General features: G+C 39.6%; 23 protein-coding genes. 8 read left to right on the top strand and 15 right to left on the bottom strand.

Features of this window, described 5'->3' with window-relative positions; all coding sequences use genetic code 11:
• Positions 1-7: 7 nt before the first annotated feature.
• The 8 genes from BLR86_RS08555 to BLR86_RS08590 form a co-directional block, all read right to left on the bottom strand.
• The gene (locus tag BLR86_RS08555) at positions 8-2,194 is read right to left on the bottom strand and encodes a hydantoinase B/oxoprolinase family protein (RefSeq protein WP_090760291.1); all 2,187 of its coding nucleotides are present in this window, start codon (positions 2,192-2,194) and stop codon (positions 8-10) included.
• Positions 2,191-4,350 (bottom strand): hydantoinase/oxoprolinase family protein, encoded by a 2,160-nt coding sequence (locus tag BLR86_RS08560; protein WP_090760292.1) that lies wholly within the window; start codon positions 4,348-4,350, stop codon positions 2,191-2,193. Before BLR86_RS08560 ends, BLR86_RS08555 begins: the two co-directional genes overlap by 4 nt.
• A gap of 149 nt (positions 4,351-4,499) precedes the next feature.
• Positions 4,500-5,492: an ABC transporter substrate-binding protein gene (locus BLR86_RS08565; protein WP_090760293.1), complete on the bottom strand. Its 993-nt coding sequence runs from the start codon at positions 5,490-5,492 to the stop codon at positions 4,500-4,502.
• Positions 5,493-5,648: 156 nt separating this feature from the next.
• A complete protein-coding gene (locus tag BLR86_RS08570) occupies positions 5,649-6,548 on the bottom strand; it encodes a LysR family transcriptional regulator (RefSeq protein ID WP_090760294.1) in 900 nt (299 codons plus the stop codon).
• 91 nt (positions 6,549-6,639) lie between these two features.
• A complete protein-coding gene (locus BLR86_RS08575; RefSeq protein WP_090760296.1) occupies positions 6,640-6,894 on the bottom strand; it encodes a YqkE family protein in 255 nt (84 codons plus the stop codon).
• A gap of 601 nt (positions 6,895-7,495) precedes the next feature.
• Positions 7,496-8,152, bottom strand: a complete 657-nt coding sequence (locus BLR86_RS08580; RefSeq protein WP_090760298.1) for a CoA transferase subunit B — start codon at positions 8,150-8,152, stop codon at positions 7,496-7,498.
• A gap of 23 nt (positions 8,153-8,175) precedes the next feature.
• Positions 8,176-8,865: a CoA transferase subunit A gene (locus BLR86_RS08585; RefSeq protein ID WP_090760300.1), complete on the bottom strand. Its 690-nt coding sequence runs from the start codon at positions 8,863-8,865 to the stop codon at positions 8,176-8,178.
• 27 nt (positions 8,866-8,892) lie between these two features.
• Positions 8,893-10,080, bottom strand: coding sequence for an acetyl-CoA C-acetyltransferase (locus BLR86_RS08590; protein ID WP_090760302.1), 1,188 nt, complete (start codon positions 10,078-10,080; stop codon positions 8,893-8,895).
• A 147-nt stretch (positions 10,081-10,227) separates the two neighbouring features.
• On the opposite strand from BLR86_RS08590, the gene BLR86_RS08595 reads away from it, so the two are divergent.
• The 3 genes from BLR86_RS08595 (at position 10,228) to BLR86_RS08600 (ending at position 12,349) form a co-directional block, all read left to right on the top strand.
• Positions 10,228-11,133 carry a hydroxymethylglutaryl-CoA lyase gene (locus BLR86_RS08595; RefSeq protein WP_090760304.1) on the top strand — a complete coding sequence of 302 codons (906 nt, stop codon included), beginning with the start codon at positions 10,228-10,230 and terminating at the stop codon, positions 11,131-11,133.
• 75 nt (positions 11,134-11,208) lie between these two features.
• The gene (locus BLR86_RS25970) at positions 11,209-11,349 is read left to right on the top strand and encodes a hypothetical protein (RefSeq protein WP_175492827.1); all 141 of its coding nucleotides are present in this window, start codon (positions 11,209-11,211) and stop codon (positions 11,347-11,349) included.
• 88 nt (positions 11,350-11,437) lie between these two features.
• Positions 11,438-12,349, top strand: a complete 912-nt coding sequence (locus tag BLR86_RS08600) for an alpha/beta hydrolase (RefSeq protein ID WP_090760307.1) — start codon at positions 11,438-11,440, stop codon at positions 12,347-12,349.
• Between the two features lie 120 nt (positions 12,350-12,469).
• Here the strand turns inward: BLR86_RS08600 and BLR86_RS08605 are convergent, their stop codons facing one another.
• A complete protein-coding gene (locus BLR86_RS08605) occupies positions 12,470-12,802 on the bottom strand; it encodes an iron-sulfur cluster biosynthesis family protein (protein ID WP_090760309.1) in 333 nt (110 codons plus the stop codon).
• Between the two features lie 139 nt (positions 12,803-12,941).
• Between BLR86_RS08605 and BLR86_RS08610 the strand changes: the two genes are divergently transcribed.
• Positions 12,942-13,148 carry a CDGSH iron-sulfur domain-containing protein gene (locus BLR86_RS08610; protein ID WP_090760311.1) on the top strand — a complete coding sequence of 69 codons (207 nt, stop codon included), beginning with the start codon at positions 12,942-12,944 and terminating at the stop codon, positions 13,146-13,148.
• Between the two features lie 47 nt (positions 13,149-13,195).
• Here the strand turns inward: BLR86_RS08610 and BLR86_RS08615 are convergent, their stop codons facing one another.
• The gene (locus BLR86_RS08615; RefSeq protein WP_090760313.1) at positions 13,196-13,687 is read right to left on the bottom strand and encodes a DinB family protein; all 492 of its coding nucleotides are present in this window, start codon (positions 13,685-13,687) and stop codon (positions 13,196-13,198) included.
• An 81-nt stretch (positions 13,688-13,768) separates the two neighbouring features.
• Positions 13,769-14,962, bottom strand: a complete 1,194-nt coding sequence (locus tag BLR86_RS08620) for an FAD-dependent monooxygenase (RefSeq protein WP_090760315.1) — start codon at positions 14,960-14,962, stop codon at positions 13,769-13,771.
• Positions 14,963-15,141: 179 nt separating this feature from the next.
• Here BLR86_RS08620 and BLR86_RS08625 point away from each other — a divergent pair, with 179 nt between their 5' ends.
• The 3 genes from BLR86_RS08625 (at position 15,142) to BLR86_RS08635 (ending at position 18,159) form a co-directional block, all read left to right on the top strand.
• Positions 15,142-15,903 carry an IclR family transcriptional regulator gene (locus tag BLR86_RS08625; protein WP_090760317.1) on the top strand — a complete coding sequence of 254 codons (762 nt, stop codon included), beginning with the start codon at positions 15,142-15,144 and terminating at the stop codon, positions 15,901-15,903.
• Between the two features lie 102 nt (positions 15,904-16,005).
• Entirely contained in the window at positions 16,006-16,956 is a 951-nt protein-coding gene (locus tag BLR86_RS08630) for a fumarylacetoacetate hydrolase family protein (RefSeq protein ID WP_090760319.1), read from the top strand.
• 78 nt (positions 16,957-17,034) lie between these two features.
• Complete coding sequence (locus tag BLR86_RS08635; RefSeq protein WP_090760321.1) at positions 17,035-18,159, top strand: cupin domain-containing protein; 1,125 nt, start codon at positions 17,035-17,037, stop codon at positions 18,157-18,159.
• A 52-nt stretch (positions 18,160-18,211) separates the two neighbouring features.
• Here the strand turns inward: BLR86_RS08635 and BLR86_RS08640 are convergent, their stop codons facing one another.
• Entirely contained in the window at positions 18,212-18,547 is a 336-nt protein-coding gene (locus BLR86_RS08640) for a YolD-like family protein (RefSeq protein WP_090760323.1), read from the bottom strand.
• 49 nt (positions 18,548-18,596) lie between these two features.
• Positions 18,597-19,856, bottom strand: coding sequence for a Y-family DNA polymerase (locus BLR86_RS08645; RefSeq protein ID WP_090760325.1), 1,260 nt, complete (start codon positions 19,854-19,856; stop codon positions 18,597-18,599).
• Positions 19,857-20,023: 167 nt separating this feature from the next.
• Between BLR86_RS08645 and BLR86_RS08650 the strand changes: the two genes are divergently transcribed.
• Positions 20,024-20,218, top strand: a complete 195-nt coding sequence (locus tag BLR86_RS08650) for a YqzH family protein (protein ID WP_090760327.1) — start codon at positions 20,024-20,026, stop codon at positions 20,216-20,218.
• 28 nt (positions 20,219-20,246) lie between these two features.
• Here the strand turns inward: BLR86_RS08650 and BLR86_RS08655 are convergent, their stop codons facing one another.
• Both BLR86_RS08655 and BLR86_RS08660 read right to left on the bottom strand, forming a co-directional pair.
• The gene (locus tag BLR86_RS08655; RefSeq protein WP_090760329.1) at positions 20,247-21,044 is read right to left on the bottom strand and encodes an SDR family NAD(P)-dependent oxidoreductase; all 798 of its coding nucleotides are present in this window, start codon (positions 21,042-21,044) and stop codon (positions 20,247-20,249) included.
• 9 nt (positions 21,045-21,053) lie between these two features.
• Positions 21,054-22,013 carry an MBL fold metallo-hydrolase gene (locus tag BLR86_RS08660; RefSeq protein ID WP_090760330.1) on the bottom strand — a complete coding sequence of 320 codons (960 nt, stop codon included), beginning with the start codon at positions 22,011-22,013 and terminating at the stop codon, positions 21,054-21,056.
• Positions 22,014-22,547 lie beyond the last annotated feature (534 nt).

The raw sequence follows: 22,547 nt of genomic DNA on the forward strand, positions 1-22,547 counted from the left end.
ATCATGATTAAAATAAGTTAATATCATGCAATGGCTGTGTACCTTTACGTTTTACTTCTGTAAAATGGCTCTTTCCACAATTAGGACACATATATTCATGCATTTCTAACTCCTCATGAAGCTTCACCTTTGTACCGATATCTTCTGGGTGGATTTGCTTCACACCTAGATAATTCTTAATATTCTCATTTGCTGGAGCAAGGAGAGTCTGACACTCGCATTGAATATACACTTCCTCCTCCACTCGCACTCGCTCTATTTGATCCCCCATAGGACCTAGTACTTCCTTCTTTTTATTCAGTAAAGAACTTGATAGTCTCTTAGCAGGTGAATATTCTCTACGTTGACGTCGTTTTTCATCACGTGCTTTTTCAGTAGCCTCGTGATCCACTTTGCCATCAGAAATAATAACCTGGAACAATCTTTCTGCCGTTTCTTTTTGATAGACTTCATTATGGATATCAACTAAAACTTGTTCAGGATTGCGTTCTAATGGGTCACCCCATCCTCCGCCACCCTGCCATGTCCATTCAAAGACATCACCTGGTTCAAACTTAATCGGTCCTGGCTTTGCAGATAATTCTTCTTTTTGTCCATTTAATTTACCTGGATCAGTAATCCATTCTTGATTGCTGAAATTTTCTTGGATATCGGTTTTACGATACATAAAGCGACGATTACATGATCCTGGTTGCCCCCCCCATAATCCAAACGCATTTGGCACCTCAAAACCATGAGCCATCGGTATGCCCATCATGAAAGGAGCATCATGCAACGCAAAAGCAGAACCCAAACTCCTACCTCCGCGATTGCGGCCTGCACCTGCAGTATCCTCTATATAACTTCGATACAAATATAAAACAGGTGTACCACTTTCCATTGATTCAACATTTGGAATCTTTAATGCAGGAATATGACGGCATCCGGCCGCATCAATTCCGTCCCGATTCATATATGCTCCACCGCCGGAAGCAATTTGTTCTGTAAAAGTATTTCCAAACCCCTCTTTATACTGATTTAATCCGCTAACATGTAATACATCTGCCCCACCATTATGAGACGATTGTGCTTCTGATATATATTCATTCGAGCATGCAAGCATTTTTGAAACTGCCTCGACAACAACCGTTTCGACAAGCCACATCACACTTAATGTTGCATGTCCAACTGCTGCAGGCCATTTCGCATTACAAATAATTCCATCAGGAGCAATCACTTCAACAGGATCAAGTACACCATCATTCCATGGAATATCATAAGCAAGTAATGGAAGCAGACCTGAAAAAATACCGCCTATTAACCCACTTTCTGTACAGTTAACAAAACCGGGACTTTGTTCAGAAGATTCGCTAAAATCAAAAGTCAATTTATCCCCTATTTTGGTTAGTTTTAGTGAAATATGATATAATTTATTGCTTTGACCATCATGATCAATATAATTTCGAGCACGATATTCCCCGTCTGGCAGTTCCCTTAATCGAGATGCGACTTTTACCTTTGTCATCTGAATGATTTCTTCAAATACAGTATGAATGGTTGGCAAACTATAGCGGTTAATTAGCTGCAATACTTGTTTGATTGCTACTTTATTTGCACCTGTCATCGCTCGAAAATCCAAACTGAAACTTCTTGGTAATCGTGACATACCAGAAATCATGTTCCAAACGTCTTTTCTCAACTTACCACGTTCGATAATTTTTACTGGAGGGATAATCATTGATTCTTGATAGACTTCAGTCGCGGAAGAAGCCATACTACCAAAAACCATACCTCCAACATCTAATTGATGTAAACATGCTCCAGACCAGCCGATATGTTTCCCTTCATAAAAGATAGGAGCGAGAACGCCCATATCAGGAGCGTGTAGAGCACCTTTATACGGACTGTTAACTACAAACATATCTCCTTCTTCAATTCCTGGATCTTCACCGCAATCTGCTATTATATGCTCCAGCATTTTGACCAAAGATCCAGTGTGGGCGATTACCGTCTTACCCATCGTTACTATATTTCCATTTTTAGTAAAGATTCCAACATTAAAGTCTGCTGCGTCAACAACGACAGGAGATCCGGAAACTGCACGTAATGTAATAGACATTTCTTCCGTAATGGCCGTCAATCGATTTCGTAATACCTCAAAAGTTACAGGATCAACATGAACACTTTGTACCTTATTTTCCAACGTATTTGTCATCGTGCGATTTCTCCTTCTTTTTGGACTTGCTCCTTTTGAAGTCGATCTGCTTCGGATACAATGATCGTGTTTAAATATTCATCAATTGTCGCTGTTTGTTTTGGACCAATGACAATCGTTGTCCCTGGATGTTCAATAATGGATGGACCTTTTATTTCCATGTCTGGCTGTAAATCTTCTTCGTTATAGATATAAGTGGTCACAAAATCATTGACTTCATGGAAATATACTTTTCTTTCACTTCGTGGTGTTGCATTTCTAATAGATTGGTTTATGGATTTAGCAATGGTTGCTTTTGGAACAGGAGACTTTCCATGGACCCGGAAACCTGTAATTTCTATTCCTGCCTCGCGATAACCTGTCCCTTGTCCGTATTGGTCCTCATATTTTTGTTCGAAACGAGCAATCAAATCATCAATATGGTCTGCAGTCAATGTACCACCATGAATTTCTATGGAAACCTGATTGAATTGACCTCTATATCGTAAATCGACTAAACGACTAAAATGTATATTTTCTTTCGTAACAAACTCATTTAGTAAAGCCGTTTCACATGTCTCCTCCAACCCTTGGATTACTTCATTAAATTCTGCTGTTGAAAGATGGTCAGATGCCACTTGGAACATTGCCGGTGTTTGCATTCGCTTAGAAATATAAAATGAACGAAGAATATCCGATGTACCTGTTCCGTATGCAGAGTGAACTGTTGCTGTGTATGGAACAACAATGGACTTCACACCACTTTCTGCCCCAAAGCTGTAACTATGTGCTGGTCCGGCTCCTCCATATGCAAAAAGTACAAATTCTCGAGGATCGTGGCCTTGACTAATTGTAGCTTGTCTTAATAAGTCAGCCATTCGATTGTCAGAAATCGCTCGAATTCCAGCTGCAGCTTCAATAACCGTCATTCCTAATGGTTCTGCAATCTTCTTTCGAATCGCTTCTTCTGCCTTTTGTTTATTCAATTTCATTTTCCCACCTAAGAAGTGGTCTGGGTCAATAATTCCTAACACAACATCTGCATCGGTAATCGTTGGCTCCGATCCACCTTGGTCATAACAAACTGGTCCAGGAACAGAACCGGCACTTTGCGGTCCTACATACAAGTAACCGTTTTCAACATAGGCAATGCTTCCACCACCAGCACCGATTGCTGTGACTTTTACCATTGGCTGTACGATATGAAAACTTTCAACCTCTGAGCTAGTGCTAACTACTGGCTTTCCATCAATAATCAAGCCTACATCAAAACTCGTACCACCCATATCAGATGTGATAACATTTGGGTATCCTAGTTGATTTGCTAACTGTGCGGATGCTAAAACCCCACCAGCTGGACCAGATGTTAACAAAGATACAGCTGCCTCACGTGCTTCGTCTGCTGGAATAACGCCCCCATTTGAATTCATAATTGTAAAAATACCACGGAAGCCTTTTGCTTTTAATTTCTCTTCTAAATTCGTAACGTAAGAGTCAATACTTGGTCCTAAATAAGCATTAATGGCTGTCGTTGCCGTACGTTCATATTCTCCTAATACGGGAGCAGTTTCAGAAGAAATAGAAAGAAAAATATTTGGTGCTTCTTCTTTCACAATTTTTTTTATTAATTGTTCGTGAACTGGATTGGCAAAAGACCAAAGTAGACTTACTGCTATTGCTTCTACTCCTTGTTCGACAAGGCTTCTTACAGCTTCTCGTGCTTTCGCCTCATCTAGATGAACAATTACAGACCCCTTATAATCAATGCGTTCCGGTACTTCAACGATTAGTTGTTTCGTAACAATCGGTTCAGGCAGTTTCCTGATGCTGTAATGGGTAATTTGATCCTCGAGTCCTGCCGACTGTCCCATTGCCCTTTGGATTAATAATGTATCACCAAAACCCTCAGTCGTAATGAGACCTGTTCGAACTCCTTTTCTCTCAATAAATGCATTCGTTGCAGCTGTCGTACCGTGCCCAAAATAGTTTATATTTTCTACAAATGTTTTTTCAGTCAACCCCAAATCCTGTGCTGCTAATGATATCGCCTTCATAATCCCAATGCTTCGGTCATGTGGTGTGGTATGCGTTTTATACATCCTTAATTGACCCTTCTCGTCCATCACAATTGTATCTGTAAAAGTTCCCCCAGTGTCCGTTCCGATAAAATACTTCACATTTTTTCCCCCTTAAAGAATATACTCTACTTTCATAATCTTCAACATTTTTATTAGCTACCAATCCTGAAATTGGAAGCTTATATCCTATGAAAAAATGGGCTGTTTTGAAGTATTTTTTGTTGCCTATCACACTCAAAAACTCTTATCTAAATCTTAAATTCCTCGAGTGATGATTTTGCAAATAAATCCTCTACATTTAATTTCTTTTTGATCAATCCATCTTCATAAGAATATTGTATAACTGCCTCTAATGTTTTTCGATTTTGCTCTACACCATATGGCCAGAAGTCCTCACCTAATATTTTCTTTGTTCTTTCTAATTCTGGAAGCAACCAAGGCACCGTTGCTTTTAATGCTGCTGTTTGTTTAAAACCTTCATAAATAACATTCTTTGCATCTTCAAATGCTTGATATAAGTTCTTAGCGACCCAAGGGTGTTTTTCTAGAATATCATCTTTAATTGCTACTACATGCATGATAGGGAAGATCCCTGTTTCTTTGTAAAATTCCACTTCAACTGATGGATAATCCTCAAACAATCTCTTGACATTAGGAGACCCATTTAAAAAACTAGATGGTGCCCGCGGAGCAATAAATGCGTCGATTTCTCCCGACTCCAATAAATCGTTTAATGTTTCTTCCTCGCCTATTTGGTGAATTTTAATTTCAGGAGGTAAATCGACTTTTACTTTTTCCACCCTTCCAGGAGTTTCTTCTCCCCCCATGAACCATTCCACATCAGACTGTTTGACACCATAATAATGGTTTAAAATTCCTCTTATCCAAACGCAGGCAGTTAACTGATACTCTGGAATCCCAATTCTCTTTCCGATCAGGTCCTTTGGTTCTTTTATTCCAGAATTCGTGTTTATGTAAATTCCAGAATGTCTGAACATACGTGACATAAAAACTGGAATTGCTGTAAAGTTAGGAAATCCCCGATCTTTTGCAATTAAATAAGAAGATAGGGATAATTCAGCGACATCAAATTCCTGATGACGCATCATCCGGAAAAAGGTTTCCTCCACAGGCATGTTCAACCAATTCAACTCAATTCCTTCCACTTTTACCGAGCCGTCCACTATTGGTCTAATTCGATCATAATCCCAGCAACCAAATGACAAAGATAATTTCGACAAAAAACTCCACCTCTTAGTAAATATTATTCGTTCATTTTTTTAAATTTCGTCTTTCATAGCGCTTACAATGCAATATTATCACTATATTCAGTCAATTAATAGTTCAAAAAAATCACAGATACTTGAGTTTTTTCTCATGTTTTTTAGGGATGAATATTATTTATATTCTTTTAGTTCATCTTTAATAAATTTAATTAACTTTTGTTCAATAGGTAAAAAATACTTATGTGGTCTATACGCTAGATATATATCACCATAGATCCTTAAGTCCTCTATACTTATTTCCTCCAATAACCCCATTTCAATTTCTTCCTGGACGACAAAACGGAAGTGTAATCCTAATCCTAAACCAGCCCGAACAGCTTGTTTGGTACCCTCTGGATGCCCTACCTCCATAACAACGTTTGAACGAATGATTCCATAAAATTCAAGTGCAGAATCTATGGTATTTCTAAATTGAGTATTTTTAGGTGCGCATACAAAAGGGAGTGATTCTAAATCCTTTAAGTTCTTAGGGAATAAATCTCTACTAGCTTTTGGTGAAATGGTTAAAACAATTTCTTCTGATCGTATATGTTCATATACTAAATGCTCTGATTCTAATTTTACTGGGAGGATGCAAAAATCAAGATGACCGTTTGCTGTCAATTTCAAAATTTCAGAGCTGCCATGGACATGAAGGTTAAGGTGAACATCTGGATAATTCTCTTGAAAACGGCTTATAATGGAAGGAAGTAAATATGTACCTACATATATACTTCCTGCTATGTCAATTTCCCCTGTCCTAGACTTCTTTACATCTTGTACAGAGGCATGTAACTTATCAACTTCATCTAAAATGTTGACCACAAATCCATAGACCAGGTGACCTACTTTGGTAGGAATGGTATTTCGACCCTTCCTCTCAAATAATTCCACACCAAAGTATTCTTCGATTACTCTTAACTGATGACTAATAGCAGATTGTGAAACAAACATTTTTTCGGAAACTGCTTTAATACTCTCAGATTCGTAAACCATTCTTAGTACTTTTAAATTATAAATAGACAAACTCATTGCAAAAACCCCCCTCAATAGACAATTTATACCAACAATAAATGCCTATCAAATTATCATGAAATTCGATAGGCATTTTATCTTGCATTTTCTATTTAAACTCCTTCCAGTTAATCCCGCTTTCGTTTAGTAGCTCCTCAAACGATTTATTTTTTTCCTTTAACCGGCGTTCTTCACGTTTACGCTGTTCTTCTTCCTCCCGTTTACGTTCCTCTATTGCCTTCATCTGGTCCTGCTGTTCTTTAAGCTGCTTGATTAACTCTGGATTGATCATATCTTTCAGCGTAACCGCTGCTTCTTCTTTTTTTGGTTTAGATTGATTTTTTTGTTTCGATTTCTTTTTCATCTACAAATCCCCCATAAACATCATTTCATATGTATTATAGCAAAAAGCAAGCTGTTCCATTAGCAAATGGTTCCGTTTTCGGGTTTGAGTACCAATTTTATTAATTTTTATAAGCTGGTCGATAAAAGGCTGTTGATTCTCACATCTAGAATCAAGAGGTTCCGCACTTATCGGTTGGGGAGTTCAGGTCAAGCACCCGAGCTGAGAAATAGACGGAAGAATTCCGCCTAATTAGTAATTTTCATTAAAAAAGGCTTAAATAGACGAGAGATTCCGCCTATTTACTCAAAAAATTAAAGAATAAGAGATTTTGCTTTGCATAACCGGAAAACCTCCCCTTATTTGCCCCGAAACGAGCTCCATTCTGAATTTAACCGGAAAATTTCCGCTTATTTAACTTTTGTCGTTTACTCGATTAAGGACAAAACATCTTATTTAAAAGAAATCCTTTTGATGCATTACGATGAACCAATAAATAAGGTTTTTGTATACTTAATAAAGAAACTCGCCAATTGGCGAGTTTAACTTTTTTATATACCCAATTCCACGGTCATTTCGAAACGTATTCTAAGAAAAACACTTCAAAGCCTGCCTTACTTTTTTAATAAGCTTCTAAAACTACGTTTTCATCCACTGTTAATGAAGCCTCTGTTGAGTTAACAACATCCTCGACTGTAAACCCAGATGCTACTTCAACAAGTTTTAACCCTGTCTCGGTTACGTCCATAACAGCGCGTTCGGTGATAATTCGATGAACGACACCTTTTCCTGTTAATGGTAGAGTACATTGTTTCAATATTTTTGATTCGCCCCGTTTGTTCACATGCTCCATGATGACAATGATTCTCCGTGCTCCATGGACGAGGTCCATGGCGCCTCCCATTCCTTTTATCATCTTCCCAGGAATCATCCAGTTTGCGAGATCTCCTGTTTCAGAAACCTCCATTCCTCCAAGAATGGCTACATTGATGTGTCCGCCGCGAATCATCGCAAACGATTCAGCACTATCAAAATAGGCTGCACCGCTAATTGCTGTTACCGTCTCTTTTCCAGCATTGATTAAATCAGGATCTACCTCCTCTTCTGTTGGATAAGGACCAATTCCAAGCAGCCCATTTTCTGATTGGAGGACGACCTGCTTATTGTCTGATATATAATTGGCGACTAATGTCGGCATTCCAATTCCTAGATTCACATAAAAACCGTCTTCGATTTCTTTCTCTGCTCTTATTGCAATTCTCTCTCTAACAGAGATCATTAGCTCTCTCTCCTTTGACAAATCTATTGTTTAACGGTCAATCGTTCAATTCGTTTTTCCTGTTTTCCTTCAATAACCATCTGGACGTAAACGCTCGGAGTATGGATAAAATTAGGGTCAAGCTCACCAATTTCATAAAGTGTTTCCACTTCGGCTATCGTTACTTTCCCAGCAGCAGCAATCATCGGATTAAAGTTTCGTGCTGTTTTGTGGTAAACAAGATTACCCATCTTGTCACCCTTCCATGCCCGAACAAGACTAAAATCAGCAGTCAATGCCTCTTCTAATAGATACTCTCGTCCATTAAAAATCTTTGTTTCCTTGCCATCCGCAATCGGTGTTCCTACCCCTGCAGGAGTGTAAAAAGCAGGAATTCCTGCGCCGCCAGCCCTAATTTTTTCAGCGAGCGTTCCTTGTGGCGTTAGCTCGACATCAAGCTCGCCAGCAAGCACCTGTCTTTCAAACTCTTTGTTTTCTCCTACATAGGATCCTATCATTTTTTTAATCTGTTTATTATTTAACAGGGGGCCAAGACCCCAATCATCAATTCCACAGTTATTAGAAATGACGGTTAAGTCCCTTACCCCTTTTTCTACTAGCGCTTGAATTAGATTTTCAGGAATACCACACAAACCGAAACCGCCGACCATTAACGTTGCTCCATCATGAATGTCGGCAACTGCTTCCTGGTAGGATGTACTGATCTTCTTCATCTTGTTCTTTCTCCCCTCATTGTAGGCTTACGCTAACTCAACGACCGTTGCTACTCCTTGACCGCCGCCAATACAAAGTGTGGCTAATCCCTTTTGGGCATTTCTCCGTTTCATTTCATGAATCAATGTCACTAGGATTCTTGCACCACTTGCACCGATCGGATGACCGAGAGCAATTGCCCCACCATTTACATTTAAAATTTCTTTATTAAAATGAAGTTCACGGTCAACTGCTAGTGCTTGCGCAGCAAATGCCTCATTCGCTTCAATTAACTCAATCTCTTCCATAGAAATAGAGGTTTTTTCCAGAACCTTTTTCACCGCTGGAACTGGACCGATTCCCATGATGCTTGGGTCAACACCAGCACTGGCATTCCCTTTAATCGTTACTAAAGGTTTAATCCCTAATTCATCCGCTTTTTTCCTGCTCATCACGATTAAAATTGCTGCTCCATCATTGATTCCGGATGCATTTCCAGCTGTTACACTGCCATCTTTTTTGAAAGCAGGACGTAATCCAGCGAGTTTTTCGGCTGTTGATCCTTTTTTTGGATATTCATCTGTATCAAAAACAACTGGATCCCCTTTGCGCTGTGGAATGATGACTGGGACAATCTCCTCTTTAAATTTACCTGATTCAATCGCCTTAACAGCCTTTTCCTGACTCCACGCTGAGAATTGGTCCTGCTCTTCTCTCGTGATTGAATATTTATCCGCTAAGTTTTCAGCTGTAACGCCCATATGATATTGATTAAAAACACATGTTAATCCGTCACTAGTCAAGGTGTCTACTAATTTTTGATCGCCCATTTTAAAACCATCACGGGCATTTTTTAATAGATAAGGAGCTTGGCTCATGTTCTCCATTCCTCCAGCAACAACAATCTCCGCATCTCCTGCTAGAATTGCCTGTGTTGCTAGGTGAACAGCTTTTAAACCTGAGCCGCAGACTTTATTGATTGTTAATGATGAAACGCTATCAGGAATACCTGCAGCAATAGCAGCCTGTCTGGCTGGATTTTGGCCAAGACCTGCCTGCAAAACGTTTCCTAAAATAACTTCATCCACTTGTTCTGGCTTTATGCCTGCTTGTTCGAGTGCTCCTTTGATAACTGTTGCCCCTAATTCTGGTGCTGATACATTTTTTAAACTCCCGTTAAAATTACCTAGTGCGGTACGAACTGCGCTAACAATTACTACTTCTGTTTGACTCATTATGTATCTCTCCTTTTCAATTCTTATTTCCTTTACTATTTCTATTCCGAACAAAGAAAATCCTCTTATTTTGTCAAAATTTCTATTATTCTTGATTTTCCGAATTCAACACCACTACAATGAAATTATAAAGGTTCAAGGGGGAAAATGATGTTGAATTTACCTAATAAAGTAACGATAATTGAAGTCGGACCACGGGATGGTCTGCAAAATGAAAAGTTATTTGTTCCTACTGAAATAAAAAAGAAATTTATTAACGAGTTAAAAAATGCTGGCCTTCAAGAATTGGAGCTAACATCGTTTGTTTCTCCAAAATGGGTACCACAAATGGGGGACGCTGCAGAGATTGTTCGTGACTGTCTTGATGTAAATACTAGAAACATTGTCTTAGCACCTAATCGCAGGGGAATTGATCGCGTTTACATGACCGAATGTAATGCAGTTGCCATTTTTGTTGGTGTCAGTAATACCTTTAATAAAAAAAACATTAATAAAACAACAGCCGATAGTATGACCGAACTAAAGCATCTCATAGCAGAATTAAAAGCAAAGAACTATTTTGTCCGCGCCTGCATTTCAACAGCATTTTATTGTCCTTATGAAGGGAGAATAAACGAAATTGATACCCTTACACTTTGCAGGGAGTTTGTTGAACGTGGAGTGGATGAACTGAGTGTTGCTGACACAATCGGGATGGCGGCACCGAATGAAGCCTATTCCTTATTTTCAAAATTGAAAACGGCTTTTCCAGAGATAGTACTAACTGCCCATTTCCACGATACCCGCAAACTCGCTCTAGCAAATATTTTGGCTACCCTTCAAGCTGGGATCGACCGTTTTGATACCTCTGCCGGCGGACTTGGCGGCTGTCCTTTTGCTCCAGGAGCTGCAGGAAATGCTGCAACAGAGGATGTTGTATACATGCTTGAGCGAATGGGAATTCGGACTGGGGTTGATCTGAACAAGTTAGTAAGCGCCATTGAAATCGTGCGTCCTCACTTATCGAGGCAGATTGAAAGTGGCTATTTCAAGCTTCATGCCCAAATGGTATAGTTTTTTCACATGAATATTCATCCTCCTTTTTAAGCACCATAGTAAAGAAAACACTTCGAAGGGGGATTGTAGAGTATGAGTCAAAAACGGGATAAAGGCTATAGTCAACAAGGTAAGGATTACGCAGAATCAGCAGGTGGCGGCAAGCGGATAATTGCTGCTGAGGAACTAGAAAAAGCACTACACCCAACGAAACGTCAAAACGCTAAGTCATAATTATCATTTTCACTAAGCCGCTAAATGGAGTTAGCGGCTTTTCCTATGGTAAAATATGTGCTATGGCTAACCTTTTGGAGGTGTACATGTGAGAAAGGTGTTGCGAGCTCTTTTAGTTTCCTTCTTGTTTACCTTTTCTTTAGGTTTTTATTTTACAAACCGGCTTATGTATATGAAAAAGAAAGATGAGTGGCTTATTGTACAACGCGAAAAGGAAGCGGGGAGATTTAGCCCCGAGCAGTTCGAATCCCTTCCAAAGCGGGAGGTTACTATTGATTCCCCTTTCGGCTATCCCATTAAAGCTTTGCTAGTGGAGCCACACGATTCAAATTGCTATGTCATTATTTCCCATGGTGTCACCGAAACAAAAATTAACTCCATCAAATATATGAACCTTTTCTTGGAGTGTGGATTTAATGCTCTCATTTACGATCATCGCCGCCACGGAGAATCTGGAGGAAAGACAACCAGCTTTGGTCACTATGAAAAGTTCGATTTAAAAGCGGTCATAGATTGGTTAAAAAAGGAAAAAGGGTCGACTCTTACTCTCGGAATCCATGGTGAATCAATGGGAGCAGCTACGATGCTTTTGTATGCTGGCATGCTTGAGGATGGCGCTGATTTTTATATTGCCGACTGTCCATTTTCCGACTTAAAAGAGCAGCTTTCTTATCAGCTAAAAAAAGAATACAAGATGGTACCATCACTATTGATTCCCATTGCTGATTTTATTTTGCGCTTTCGTGAAAAATATTCAATCCGTCACGTTTCTCCGATTGCTGTTATTGAAAATATTAATCATCCTATTTTATTTATTCACAGTGAAAACGATGATTTTATTCTTCCAACTATGACCAAGGCTTTATATGAGAAAAAACAAGGTCCGAAAATGCTTTATCTCGCTTCAAATGGTCGCCATGCCCAGTCATTTAATGAAAATCCGGAAGATTATCGAAAAGTCATAGATGAATTTTTGAAAAAATATGTTGAGACTGCTTAAACCTACCTGCTTTTTCACTTTATCTGCGATAAATGAGATATTTCTGCGTTAAATGAGATATTTCTGCGTAAATTGGAATATATCTGCGTTCCCCCGCAAAAAGCAGACTGCCCGGTTGGGTCAGTCTGCTTTTTCTGTCACAACAAAACTCATATATCCGTTTAAGATTTGCTGTGGGCTTTTTAGTTGAAAGCTATTGCTTGCAGTTGAAAAATCAATCGTCATCTTTTCGTCAAAGAAAACAGCTTTTGACTTTTCTATATAAATAGTTCGATCATTTGTTTCAAAACTAATATCGTCAGTATCCAATTCCGGTACGAACCACAAGGCAATTACACCACTTACCGCACAACCACAGCCCTCAGTATCCCATTTTAGCTTTAAGTAACCTTTCCGTCCTGCTGTTCTCTGATTAATTTTCTCAGCTGCTGCCGCTGTAATTACAATCTCCATGTTAAAATCTCCCCCTAGTTGGCATACGCTGATTGTACCATAATTTTTTGCAGCTGCTAGAGTATTTGCTCACTTGCATTCTCTCTATATCCATTATATTCTGAAAATAGTATATATATTTTTAGAAGGAGTGTCTGGAATGACGAAGGTACAAATTAAAGTAAATGATAATGGTTCACTGCGGATTACCGGTGAGGTGGAATTGCTAGATGGTGCGGGAAATGTGATGGAAACAAAGCCTGCCTTTTCTCTTTGCCGCTGCGGGCTATCCAATAATAAACCTTTTTGCGATGGTTCGCATAAAGGAAAATTTGACTCTCAAGTGCGAATTGTAAAAGAAGATTAATGTCAACAGAAAAGGACTTCCAGTAGGAGAGTCCTTTTCTGTTGACATTATACTTTTTCTAAATGACGGACAATTTGCCCGTAATGCCCCGTTACATGCTTAACGATTAAGTGGTCGACTAAGAAGGATAACGGTTTTCCGTCAAAGTTTGGATTATAGCTTGGAGCTGTTTTTACTAGATCTTCTTCTGTAACTTTTATCAGTGCTGCCTCTACCTTCGGGACTAAGTTTTGTAATGCTGTTATTGCATCCTCTTGCGTAATACGAGATACAACGTTTTCATCTACTGCAGCTAAACGTCGCACATGTTCATGATTGCGTCCCCATTTTGCACCTGGGACCACTAGTAACGCTTCCAAATCAGCAACCCAAAACTCTACAGCTTCTATTATATGAGAAACAATTTGCATGGCTGACCATTCTGTTTCAGAAAGTTTAACATATAGTGCTGCCTCTTCAGTATTATTCAATACCGCTACAATATCATCGATACTCTTTTTAAAAGTTTCCAATTTTTCATTCAGTACTGCTGTTGTCATCAAATAGGTCCTCCTTCAAATCACTTAATAGATAAATTTTAAAAATGCGCTAGAGTTACCTCTAACGCGCTTTTTTATTAACTAGCAATCTACACGTTGGTAATTTTTCTTAAAATAGCCATATAGGAAATCAACAACATGGTAATCAGTTGGTTTGTGATGATTGAAAATAAAGTTGCGCAGCGCAAGTGCAGTTGGGTCCTCAGCGTGGATAATTTCGCCCCATCTGCGTGCTGAACCTTGAACCATTGCAGAACGCGGAATTCGAATTTCTTGGTATGCTTTAAACGCTTCTTCGTAAGAATTATATTCTTTTAATTTCTCACCTAATACAAACGCATCTTCGAGGGCTTGAACGCCGCCTTGAGCTAAATATTGAAGCATGGCATGACCAGAATCCCCTAATAGCGTAATGTTGCCATTTGTCCAATTTTCGATTGGTTCGCGGTCATACATTTGCCAACGGAATTGGCGGTCAATGTAAGTTAAAGCGTTCGCAACTTTTGGATGACAATTTTCAAAACGACGTGCCATTTCTTCTGGAGTTCCCCAGTCTTCTACAGTCGCATCATATGATTTAAATACTACTACTTGGTTGTAAAGCTCTCCGCGACGAACTGGGTATTGTACCATGTGCAGGTTTGGCCCAATCCACATGATGACATCATCTAAGTCTAAGTTTGCGTTAGTAGACACTTCTTCGATTGGAATCGTTCCACGGTAAGCTACATACGCAGAGTTTACTGGTTTATCATCAACTAGTTGCTTACGCATGTTTGATTTTACCCCATCCGCACCAATAACTGCTTCTGCATTAAACGTTTCTCCATTTTGGTTAACGATTGTTACCGTATCACCCTTTTGTTCTGCAGTTTGAATCGCTTGGTTTGTAAAGAATTTGATATTTGGACGTTTTTGACATGCTTCATAAAGAACTCTGTGTAAGTCAGAGCGATGTAATACGATATAGGGCTGGCCGAATTCTTTTTGGAACCCTTCCCCTAAGTCAAGCGTGGCTAATTCTTTTGCTGTATAAACATCTTTTAGGACAAGACGTTTTGGTAATACCGCATATTTTAAAATTTCTTCCTTTACACCCAAACGGTCTAAAACTTCTAACGCATTTGGTGCTAATTGAATGCCTGCACCTACTTCACCAAATTCAGGGGCTTGCTCAAAAATCGCTACTGATTTACCCGTTTCCTGGATTGATAGCGCTGCTGCTAAACCACCGATTCCTCCACCAACAATAATGATGTCGCTTACATTAGTCATTGACTTTCCCCTCCAACCAAGTTATCATCTTCCATAAATAGAGAACTTTGTTACCTTATAAGGAAACTTTAAATCATCTTTCACTGTTTCGTCAACTAAAAACTTTTAAAAATTTAGAAATTTCTATATAATCATTTTTCTGTTACGATCAAAATCAAAAGAAAAAAAGGGTGATCATTATGACGACTGAAACAAAAACAGTCGGTATACAGTCATTGCAAATTGGGTTAAACATATTAGAAATCTTAGCAATGGAAAAAGAACCGCTTAAGTTTACTGATATTCAGAACCTAACTGCTATGACAAAAAGTAATTTATATAAATATTTGTCAACACTTAGCCAATTTGGATTAATCTATCGTAATCCACATACAAACGCGTATACACTTGGACATAAATTAGTACAGTTAGGAAATGTTGCTTTAGGTCAATCTTCTTTAATAGAAGTGGTTATTCCATATTTTAAAAAGATTACTGAGAGAACGAACCTAACCGTACTACTGGCGGTTCCTTCTAAAAAGGGTCCGCTCATTTCATATATTTTAGCCGCAGATTATGGAATAAATATTGGTGCACAAATGGGGACACATTTGCCGCTCACCTCCTCTTCTGGTGTTATTTTTTCTGCTTTTGAAAAAGACATCTTTTTGAAAGAATGGGAAGAAGAAGAACGATCGAAGTTCAATGAAAGTGAATTACAGCAATTTCAAGTTGAAAAAGAAAACACAAGGGGATTGTTCTTTGCCTCAAAAACGGAACCGCTAGTAAAGCATGTCTCTTCATTTAGCGTCCCGATATTAAATTTCAACAATGAACTACTCGGTATTATTACCATCGTTGGTATAACTGAGACAGTACCAAAATCAGTGGACCATCTGTCTGGACAATATGTTCTCAATGTCGCAATGGAAATTTCAGAGTATTTTGGTTACAGAAAATAAAATTCTGAAAACAAATAATATTGACAATTCTTTTGAATTCTTTTAATATTTTTTATAAATAGTGAACTAGTTTCATAAATAGTGAGTATGAGGAGGACGATCATGAAACTTATTAATTTTACTGTCGCTGGGCATACACGTGCAGGGGCAATCGTTGACAACCAGGTAATCGACTTAAACTATGCTTACCAAGCACAGTTAAAAGCAGAAGGAAAATACCGATTCGAAGCAATCGCAAAAGCATATGTGCCAGAAAATACAGACGAGTTATACCAAGGTGGTAAAGAATCGCTAATTCTCGCCCAAAATGCAATCGATTTCATTTTAGCTAATCCTGAAAGCTTTGATAAAAAAGTGATTTACAATCTTGATGAAGTTAAGGTAGAGGCGCCTGTCAGACGTCCAGGCAAAATTATTTGTGTTGGTCACAACTACCGCGAACACATTTTGGAAATGGGCCGTGAACTCCCATCACACCCCGTTATTTTTGCCAAATTCGCTAATACCATCTTAGGGCCTGAGGACGATATTCCACACTACCCAATTTCTGACCAGCTTGACTACGAAGCAGAGTTTACCTTTGTTGTTGGCAAACAAGCTCGCAATGTTTCCGAAGAAAATGCATTAGACTATGTAGCAGGTTATACCATTACAAATGACGTAACTTATCGTGACATTCAACGACGCACGCTTCAATGGTTACAAGGAAAAACAGTGGATGGCAGTGCACCAATGGGACCATACTTGGTAACGTCCGATGAATTACAAAATCCATCTGGATTAGATGTTGTCCTTAAAGTAAATGGTGAAATACGTCAAAAAACGAATACTGCTAATCTAGTATTCTCCGTTCAAAAGTTAGTAGCTTTCTTGTCCAATTTAATGACGTTAGAGCCAGGTGATGTTGTATTAACTGGAACTCCTGGGGGCGTTGGTGTTGCGATGAATCCTCCGACATTCTTAAAAGATGGAGACGTCGTTCGTATTGAGATCGACCAAATTGGTGCGCTTGAAAATAAAGTAAAGTCAACAGAAGTCTTAGCGACTGTTTAATTGAGGCATTGCAAGGGGTTAAGCAGTAACTACACTGTTCCCCTTTTCTCGATAAAATTTGATAAAGGAGAATGTGAAATGGCTGAAGTAAATCCAGAAGTTCAAGAGTTTATGAAAAGCTCAATTGTAACCGATTACACGCGAGAGATTCAACAATACAACTTAGGACCTCTTTGGGAAGCAATTCCTGCAATTATGCACAAAACGCCAACTCCGCAAGCAGAAGCTTATCTTTGGAGCGATGAATTACTAAAAAAGAAAATGGCTGAAGCAGCACAAATCTTCACACCAGAGCGTGGTGGTGAACGTCGTGCGATTTATTTCCAAAATCCTGGCTTAACGTATCGTAAACCTTGGGGATGGGGATCCACAACTCAAACGATTTATGCAGCTATTCAAATGTTATTGCCTGGTGAAAAAGCACCATCTCACCGACACTCACAAAGTGCATTGCGCTTTATTTCTGAAGGTACAGGTGCATACACGATTGTGCAGGGTCAACGTGTTTTTATGGAAGAAGGCGACTTTTTAATTACTCCAAAGGGCTTATGGCATGGGCATGAACATTTAGGTACAGAGCCTATGTATTGGATGGATGCTTTAGATATTCCTACTCTATACGCAATCGGTGGTACATTCTTTGAACCGTATGAAGAAGGTTTACAACAGCCAGATATTCCTGATAATTTTTCTGAGATCCGTTATCGCGGTGGCATGGTTCGTCCTGTTGGTGATGATAAATTCACCGTTGCTCCACTTGCAAATTATAAATGGGATCGCACTGTAGAAGGAATTAAAGGCTTGATGGAATTCGATCCAAATCCACACCATGGATTTGCCGTTGATTACATTAATCCAACTACAGGTAAATCGGCTAACCCGACACTTGGTACGAGAATGCAGCATTTACCGCATGGTTTCAAAACAAAGGCATTACGCCATACACACTCAACGGTTTACCAAGTACACAAAGGCTCAGGTCACACAGTCATTAATGGCATTCGCTTCGATTGGAAAAAAGGCGATTACTTCGTTGTTCCAAACTGGGCTTGGTATGAACACTCTGCATCAGAAGACTCTTACCTCTTCTCAGTCAACGATTTACCAATTATGGACCGTTTCGATTTGGAACAAGAGCAATTGTTTGATGAAAATAACGGCCACCAACAAGTTACTGGCGAATTTAAACCAGACTTCCGTTAATCGAATATCCAAACAAGAGCGGCTCCGATTAGGGACCGCTCTTGTTTAATGTTTATACGTCCGTTATCCTGATATCCACAATGGCATCAATCGGAATGCGGTGTACTTCTTCAAAGTGGTCGACAATATGAAGTCTCCCAGTCATCTCGTCCCAATAATGAATTTTCCCCATAACGATTTCATAATTTCGGTTTCGATAATGAGTAATGGTAACGAATTGGTCGAATTCGATTGCTTCAGATAAGGTCTCATTCATGAGCTCAAGCTGCTGCTCATCCATTTCTTTTTTCTCTTCATACTGATCTTCTTTTACCCAATCCCTAAGCATTTTGACATGCTCCGGAAGCATCATCGAGACCCATTTTATCCTTCCTCTGTCGCGAATCATCGAGCTCCCCCTCTCTTCTTTGTCCAGTGCCTAGCCCCTAAGAGGTCACTTATCTTTTATGCCCGCCAACAAGTGTGGCCCGGTGCTTTGCTGTTCCGGCAGTTGTATAGGAAACAGCCCGTAATAAGGAACCTGAACCAAAGCGTCTGCGAATAGCATCAACCACATAGCCAAGATCTCGCCGCTTAGAAGCCCCCATATCAAAAAGATCGAGCTGAAGCTCGTGATCATCGACGATATTTCCGATGCTAATTGCAATTTGCCTTACCGTCTTTCCTGTGTAATGTTCGTGAAACAATTCGAGACAGACACGGTATAGATCCATGGTTACATTTGTTGGCTGCTTGATCGTTCTTGAGCGATGGAAACCGCCGCCCAGTTCATCTTGGCTATAACCGATGCTAAGACTGATCGTCCTTCCTGCCTTGCGGCGAGATCGTGCTCTTCTGGCTACTTCTTCACACATTTCTAAAATCACGTGCTTTATTTCTTCTTCCTCTTTATAGTCTCTTAAAAGAATCTGGCTTTTTCCAAAGCTAATCTGCCCCTCAATAATCGGTGCTCCCAACTCGGAAAGGTCTACTCCCCAGGCATGATGATAAAGCTGATTACCCATGATCCCGAATTTTTTCTCCAACGCTGCTAAATCATATCGAGCCAGCTGGCCCACCGTGAAAATGCCCATTCCATTTAATGTTTTTTCAACACGTCTGCCAATTCCCCACATTTCTCTAAGCGGTGACACTGGCCAAAGCTTCGTTTGGACATCCTCATACTTCCATTCAGCAATTCCATACTTCTTTGCTTCAAGATCGAGGCAAAGCTTCGACAGCAGCATATTAGGGCCAATTCCGACCGCACAGGGAAGCTGGAATTCACGCTCAATATCATCCTTTATTTTTGCTGCAATCGTAAAGGCATCCCCCCACAAATGCAGGGCTCCATCCACCTTGATAAAGCTCTCATCCACGCTGTAGGTGTGGATGGCTTCCTTTGGCACATAACGATTAAACACGCGGGTAATTTCAGTAGAAATTCGCAAATACGTTGCCATTTTCGGCTCCTCTACTCGAATGCGAGGATCATCAGGAATTTCAAACAGCCGTGAACCTGTTTTAATTCCAAACTCTTTTTTCAAACGCGGCGAAGCGGCAAGCACCACACTTCCATTTCGTTCTTTGTTACCGGCCACTGCTAGATAGCAAGTCAGGGGATCAAGACCGAGCATGACAGCGGAACAGCTTGCATAAAAGCTCTTCATGTCTACACAGAGTATTTGATTGTGCGGTAACGTGCTGTAATCAACCATGATTTTCCCTTCCTTCGCACCAAAATATCGAACATTCGTTCCTTATATTATATACACATCTTAAACGAATATACGTTCGTGTTCAATGGAAATTTTTTGACATGTTTCATGGTTATGGTTATTTTTCTGGATGAAAAATCGGTATAATGATGGGTGAGGTGCACAAAATGGAGAAAAAATTGATCATTAAAATGATAAAGAATTGTTTTAAACAATATTATTCCGAAGTGGCTTCACTGCCAATGAGCAGTGAGGATTTAGAAGAGCTTGCAGAGCAGATTATTCAAATAAAAGAAGAACAGCCCGCTTTAGATTTATACGAGGCTGTAAATGATACGGTATATGAATTTTTAACAGGGTAATCACTATAATTAAAAAACGACAGCGGTTTTATTTTTTGTTAAACGCCTTTTTCCCAATCCGCTCAAACAGTCTTGGAAAAAGAACATATACGACGCTGCCCATATTCATCCAGCGCGGCAGGTTGATCTCCCTCGTTTTCGTCAGCATGCTGTCAACGACTTTCTGTGCAACATATTCTGGCTGCAGCATATATCTTTTAACATTTTTAACATACGTGCCTTTTTCATCGGCGATGTTAAAAAAGTTTGTGGCAATCGGTCCTGGATTCACAGATGTTACCAGAACATTGTAATCACTAAGCTCCATTCGAAGTGAATTGGTATAGCCAAGAACCGCATGCTTGGTTGCGGAATAAACACTCGATTTTGGCGTAGCGATTTTTCCTGCTTGTGAGGCAATATTAATAATATGACCGAAGCGCCGTTCACGCATGTTCGGCAGCACCATAGTCGTGCAGGCCATTAACCCGATGACATTCACATCGAACATTCCTTTAATTTCATCCATTGTTGCTTCATGTGCTTCACGAAAAACACCGAATCCAGCGTTATTTACAAGAATATCAATATGGTTGATTTTTTCCGTAATCTGGCTAAAAACTTCCTTCACTTTATCTGTATCAGAGACATCTAATTGATAGACATCTACTCTTACTTGATGCTTCTGCTGTAATTCCGTTTGCAGCTGCTTCAACTTTTCTATGCTTCGTGCTACTAGGACAAGATTGGCACCACTAGCCCCGCAAAGCTTAGCAATTTCTGCGCCAATTCCCCCAGATGCACCAGTAATGACAATATTTTTCCCCTTCAGTTGTTCTCTCGCCATATTTACACCTCATCTAGCTTGATACAGGACAGGTTGATGATCCTTACTTATAATCTCACCGATAGAGGCTAAATAGTCAAGCTGTCCCACGGTTTCCGATAACGTCAAAACTAATTCACGCTTGTAAGCAGATGGAAACAGCCGCTTGCAAAGTTCAAATACTGTTTGCTGCTCTTCTTTAAGCCAATTATTAACCTTCATTGCCCGTTCATGTTGATGAAACAGTCTTTTTTCAACCAGTTCTTTTAATTGAAAAACTTCCTCCCCATGCCCTGTATAAACAAACTGAATCGGGTATGACAACAGCTTTTTCATTGAATGATTATGCTGTAATTGAGACTTTGGCCGTTCCTTTTCACCTGGCGCAGGTGGCTCAAAAAATGGATTGGGTGAGATATGTGCAAGAATTAAATCCCCTCCAATAAGTACACCATCCTTTTCTCGAAAAAGAGCGATTTGACTTTGGGCATGGCCAGGAGTCTCGATCACCGTCCACTCACTTAGTCCGGGCGGGTTCATTCCTTCAACTAGCTGACCAGTTAAGGAGCGGTTACAGGAGTACTTCAGTGTTTGCCTAAACATGGAACGCGACGGAAAATATTCTTGTGGTAAACCATAGTTAAGAAATTGTGCACCATAAAATTTTTCTTGTTCTTCAAAAAAAGCGTCCGTGGGCTTAATCCATCGTTCATTTAACCAATGACCATACACTTCAATCTCGTTTGATAAAAAATCCAGCATTCCAACATGATCCACATGATGGTGGGTAAGAATGACTTGCTCAATATCATGGGGGGTTAAATGTAAATCAGCCAGCTGCTTCTTGAATTCAACCCAGGATTCCTTTGTTTTAATACCACAATCGACAAGTGTCAACCGCTCGCCTTTAATTAAATAAACATTAACATCACCGACCGCAAAAGGAGTTGGCAACGATATTTTTGCGATACCATCTTTCCATTCTGCCATTCAAAAAACTCCTATCATTATTTTCAAAAAATGCGAACATTTTTTGACAGTTATATAAGGTAAAGTGTAGCGATTTTCCTGCTAAATGTCATTATTTTTGCATGGTTTATTTTAATAAATAAAAAATTCAGTAATTTCCCCCTTGACAGACAGGCTGTTTATCTTGCATAATCACTAGTAAAATTTGATTCGTAAATTGCTATGACTAAGATCAGTAAATGAAAAATGGCGAAAGAAAGTGAAGTCCACCGGCTGAAAGACTTCACAGCCCTCTTAATCATTGAACCTACCTTATGAGCACTTAGGAAAACCTAACGTAAATCCGGCGTTATCGGAGTCGAGTGAACCCAAACAATAATTGTAAGGGTAAATGAAGGTGGTACCGCGGAAGATAGACCTTTCGTCCTTTTTGGATGAGGGGTCTTTTTGTTTTTTATTAAAGGAGCATTCCTGTTAGAAGGATTTTCGGGGACTTGAACAATAAAGAGCCCTCTTGGTATGATACGGGGTGTCAAATCGTGGCGAAATGACCCC

This window comes from Bacillus sp. OK048 (assembly GCF_900103525.1).
Taxonomy (GTDB): domain Bacteria; phylum Bacillota; class Bacilli; order Bacillales; family Cytobacillaceae; genus Neobacillus.

Excerpts from the sequence above, each read along its gene's own strand:
- BLR86_RS08575 (WP_090760296.1), bottom strand. The coding sequence starts at position 6,894 with ATGAAAAAGAAATCGAAACAAAAAAATCAATCTAAACCAAAAAAAGAA.
- BLR86_RS08660 (WP_090760330.1), bottom strand. The coding sequence starts at position 22,013 with ATGGCAGAATGGAAAGATGGTATCGCAAAAATATCGTTGCCAACTCCT.
- BLR86_RS08640 (WP_090760323.1), bottom strand. The coding sequence starts at position 18,547 with ATGATTCGCGACAGAGGAAGGATAAAATGGGTCTCGATGATGCTTCCG.
- BLR86_RS08555 (WP_090760291.1), bottom strand. The coding sequence starts at position 2,194 with ATGACAAATACGTTGGAAAATAAGGTACAAAGTGTTCATGTTGATCCT.
- BLR86_RS08625 (WP_090760317.1), top strand. The coding sequence starts at position 15,142 with ATGACGACTGAAACAAAAACAGTCGGTATACAGTCATTGCAAATTGGG.
- BLR86_RS08570 (WP_090760294.1), bottom strand. The coding sequence starts at position 6,548 with ATGAGTTTGTCTATTTATAATTTAAAAGTACTAAGAATGGTTTACGAA.
- BLR86_RS08610 (WP_090760311.1), top strand. The coding sequence starts at position 12,942 with ATGACGAAGGTACAAATTAAAGTAAATGATAATGGTTCACTGCGGATT.
- BLR86_RS08645 (WP_090760325.1), bottom strand. The coding sequence starts at position 19,856 with ATGGTTGATTACAGCACGTTACCGCACAATCAAATACTCTGTGTAGAC.
- BLR86_RS08580 (WP_090760298.1), bottom strand. The coding sequence starts at position 8,152 with ATGATCTCTGTTAGAGAGAGAATTGCAATAAGAGCAGAGAAAGAAATC.
- BLR86_RS25970 (WP_175492827.1), top strand. The coding sequence starts at position 11,209 with ATGAGTCAAAAACGGGATAAAGGCTATAGTCAACAAGGTAAGGATTAC.
- BLR86_RS08595 (WP_090760304.1), top strand. The coding sequence starts at position 10,228 with ATGATGTTGAATTTACCTAATAAAGTAACGATAATTGAAGTCGGACCA.
- BLR86_RS08605 (WP_090760309.1), bottom strand. The coding sequence starts at position 12,802 with ATGGAGATTGTAATTACAGCGGCAGCAGCTGAGAAAATTAATCAGAGA.
- BLR86_RS08585 (WP_090760300.1), bottom strand. The coding sequence starts at position 8,865 with ATGAAGAAGATCAGTACATCCTACCAGGAAGCAGTTGCCGACATTCAT.
- BLR86_RS08635 (WP_090760321.1), top strand. The coding sequence starts at position 17,035 with ATGGCTGAAGTAAATCCAGAAGTTCAAGAGTTTATGAAAAGCTCAATT.
- BLR86_RS08620 (WP_090760315.1), bottom strand. The coding sequence starts at position 14,962 with ATGACTAATGTAAGCGACATCATTATTGTTGGTGGAGGAATCGGTGGT.
- BLR86_RS08590 (WP_090760302.1), bottom strand. The coding sequence starts at position 10,080 with ATGAGTCAAACAGAAGTAGTAATTGTTAGCGCAGTTCGTACCGCACTA.
- BLR86_RS08650 (WP_090760327.1), top strand. The coding sequence starts at position 20,024 with ATGGAGAAAAAATTGATCATTAAAATGATAAAGAATTGTTTTAAACAA.
- BLR86_RS08630 (WP_090760319.1), top strand. The coding sequence starts at position 16,006 with ATGAAACTTATTAATTTTACTGTCGCTGGGCATACACGTGCAGGGGCA.
- BLR86_RS08615 (WP_090760313.1), bottom strand. The coding sequence starts at position 13,687 with ATGACAACAGCAGTACTGAATGAAAAATTGGAAACTTTTAAAAAGAGT.
- BLR86_RS08655 (WP_090760329.1), bottom strand. The coding sequence starts at position 21,044 with ATGGCGAGAGAACAACTGAAGGGGAAAAATATTGTCATTACTGGTGCA.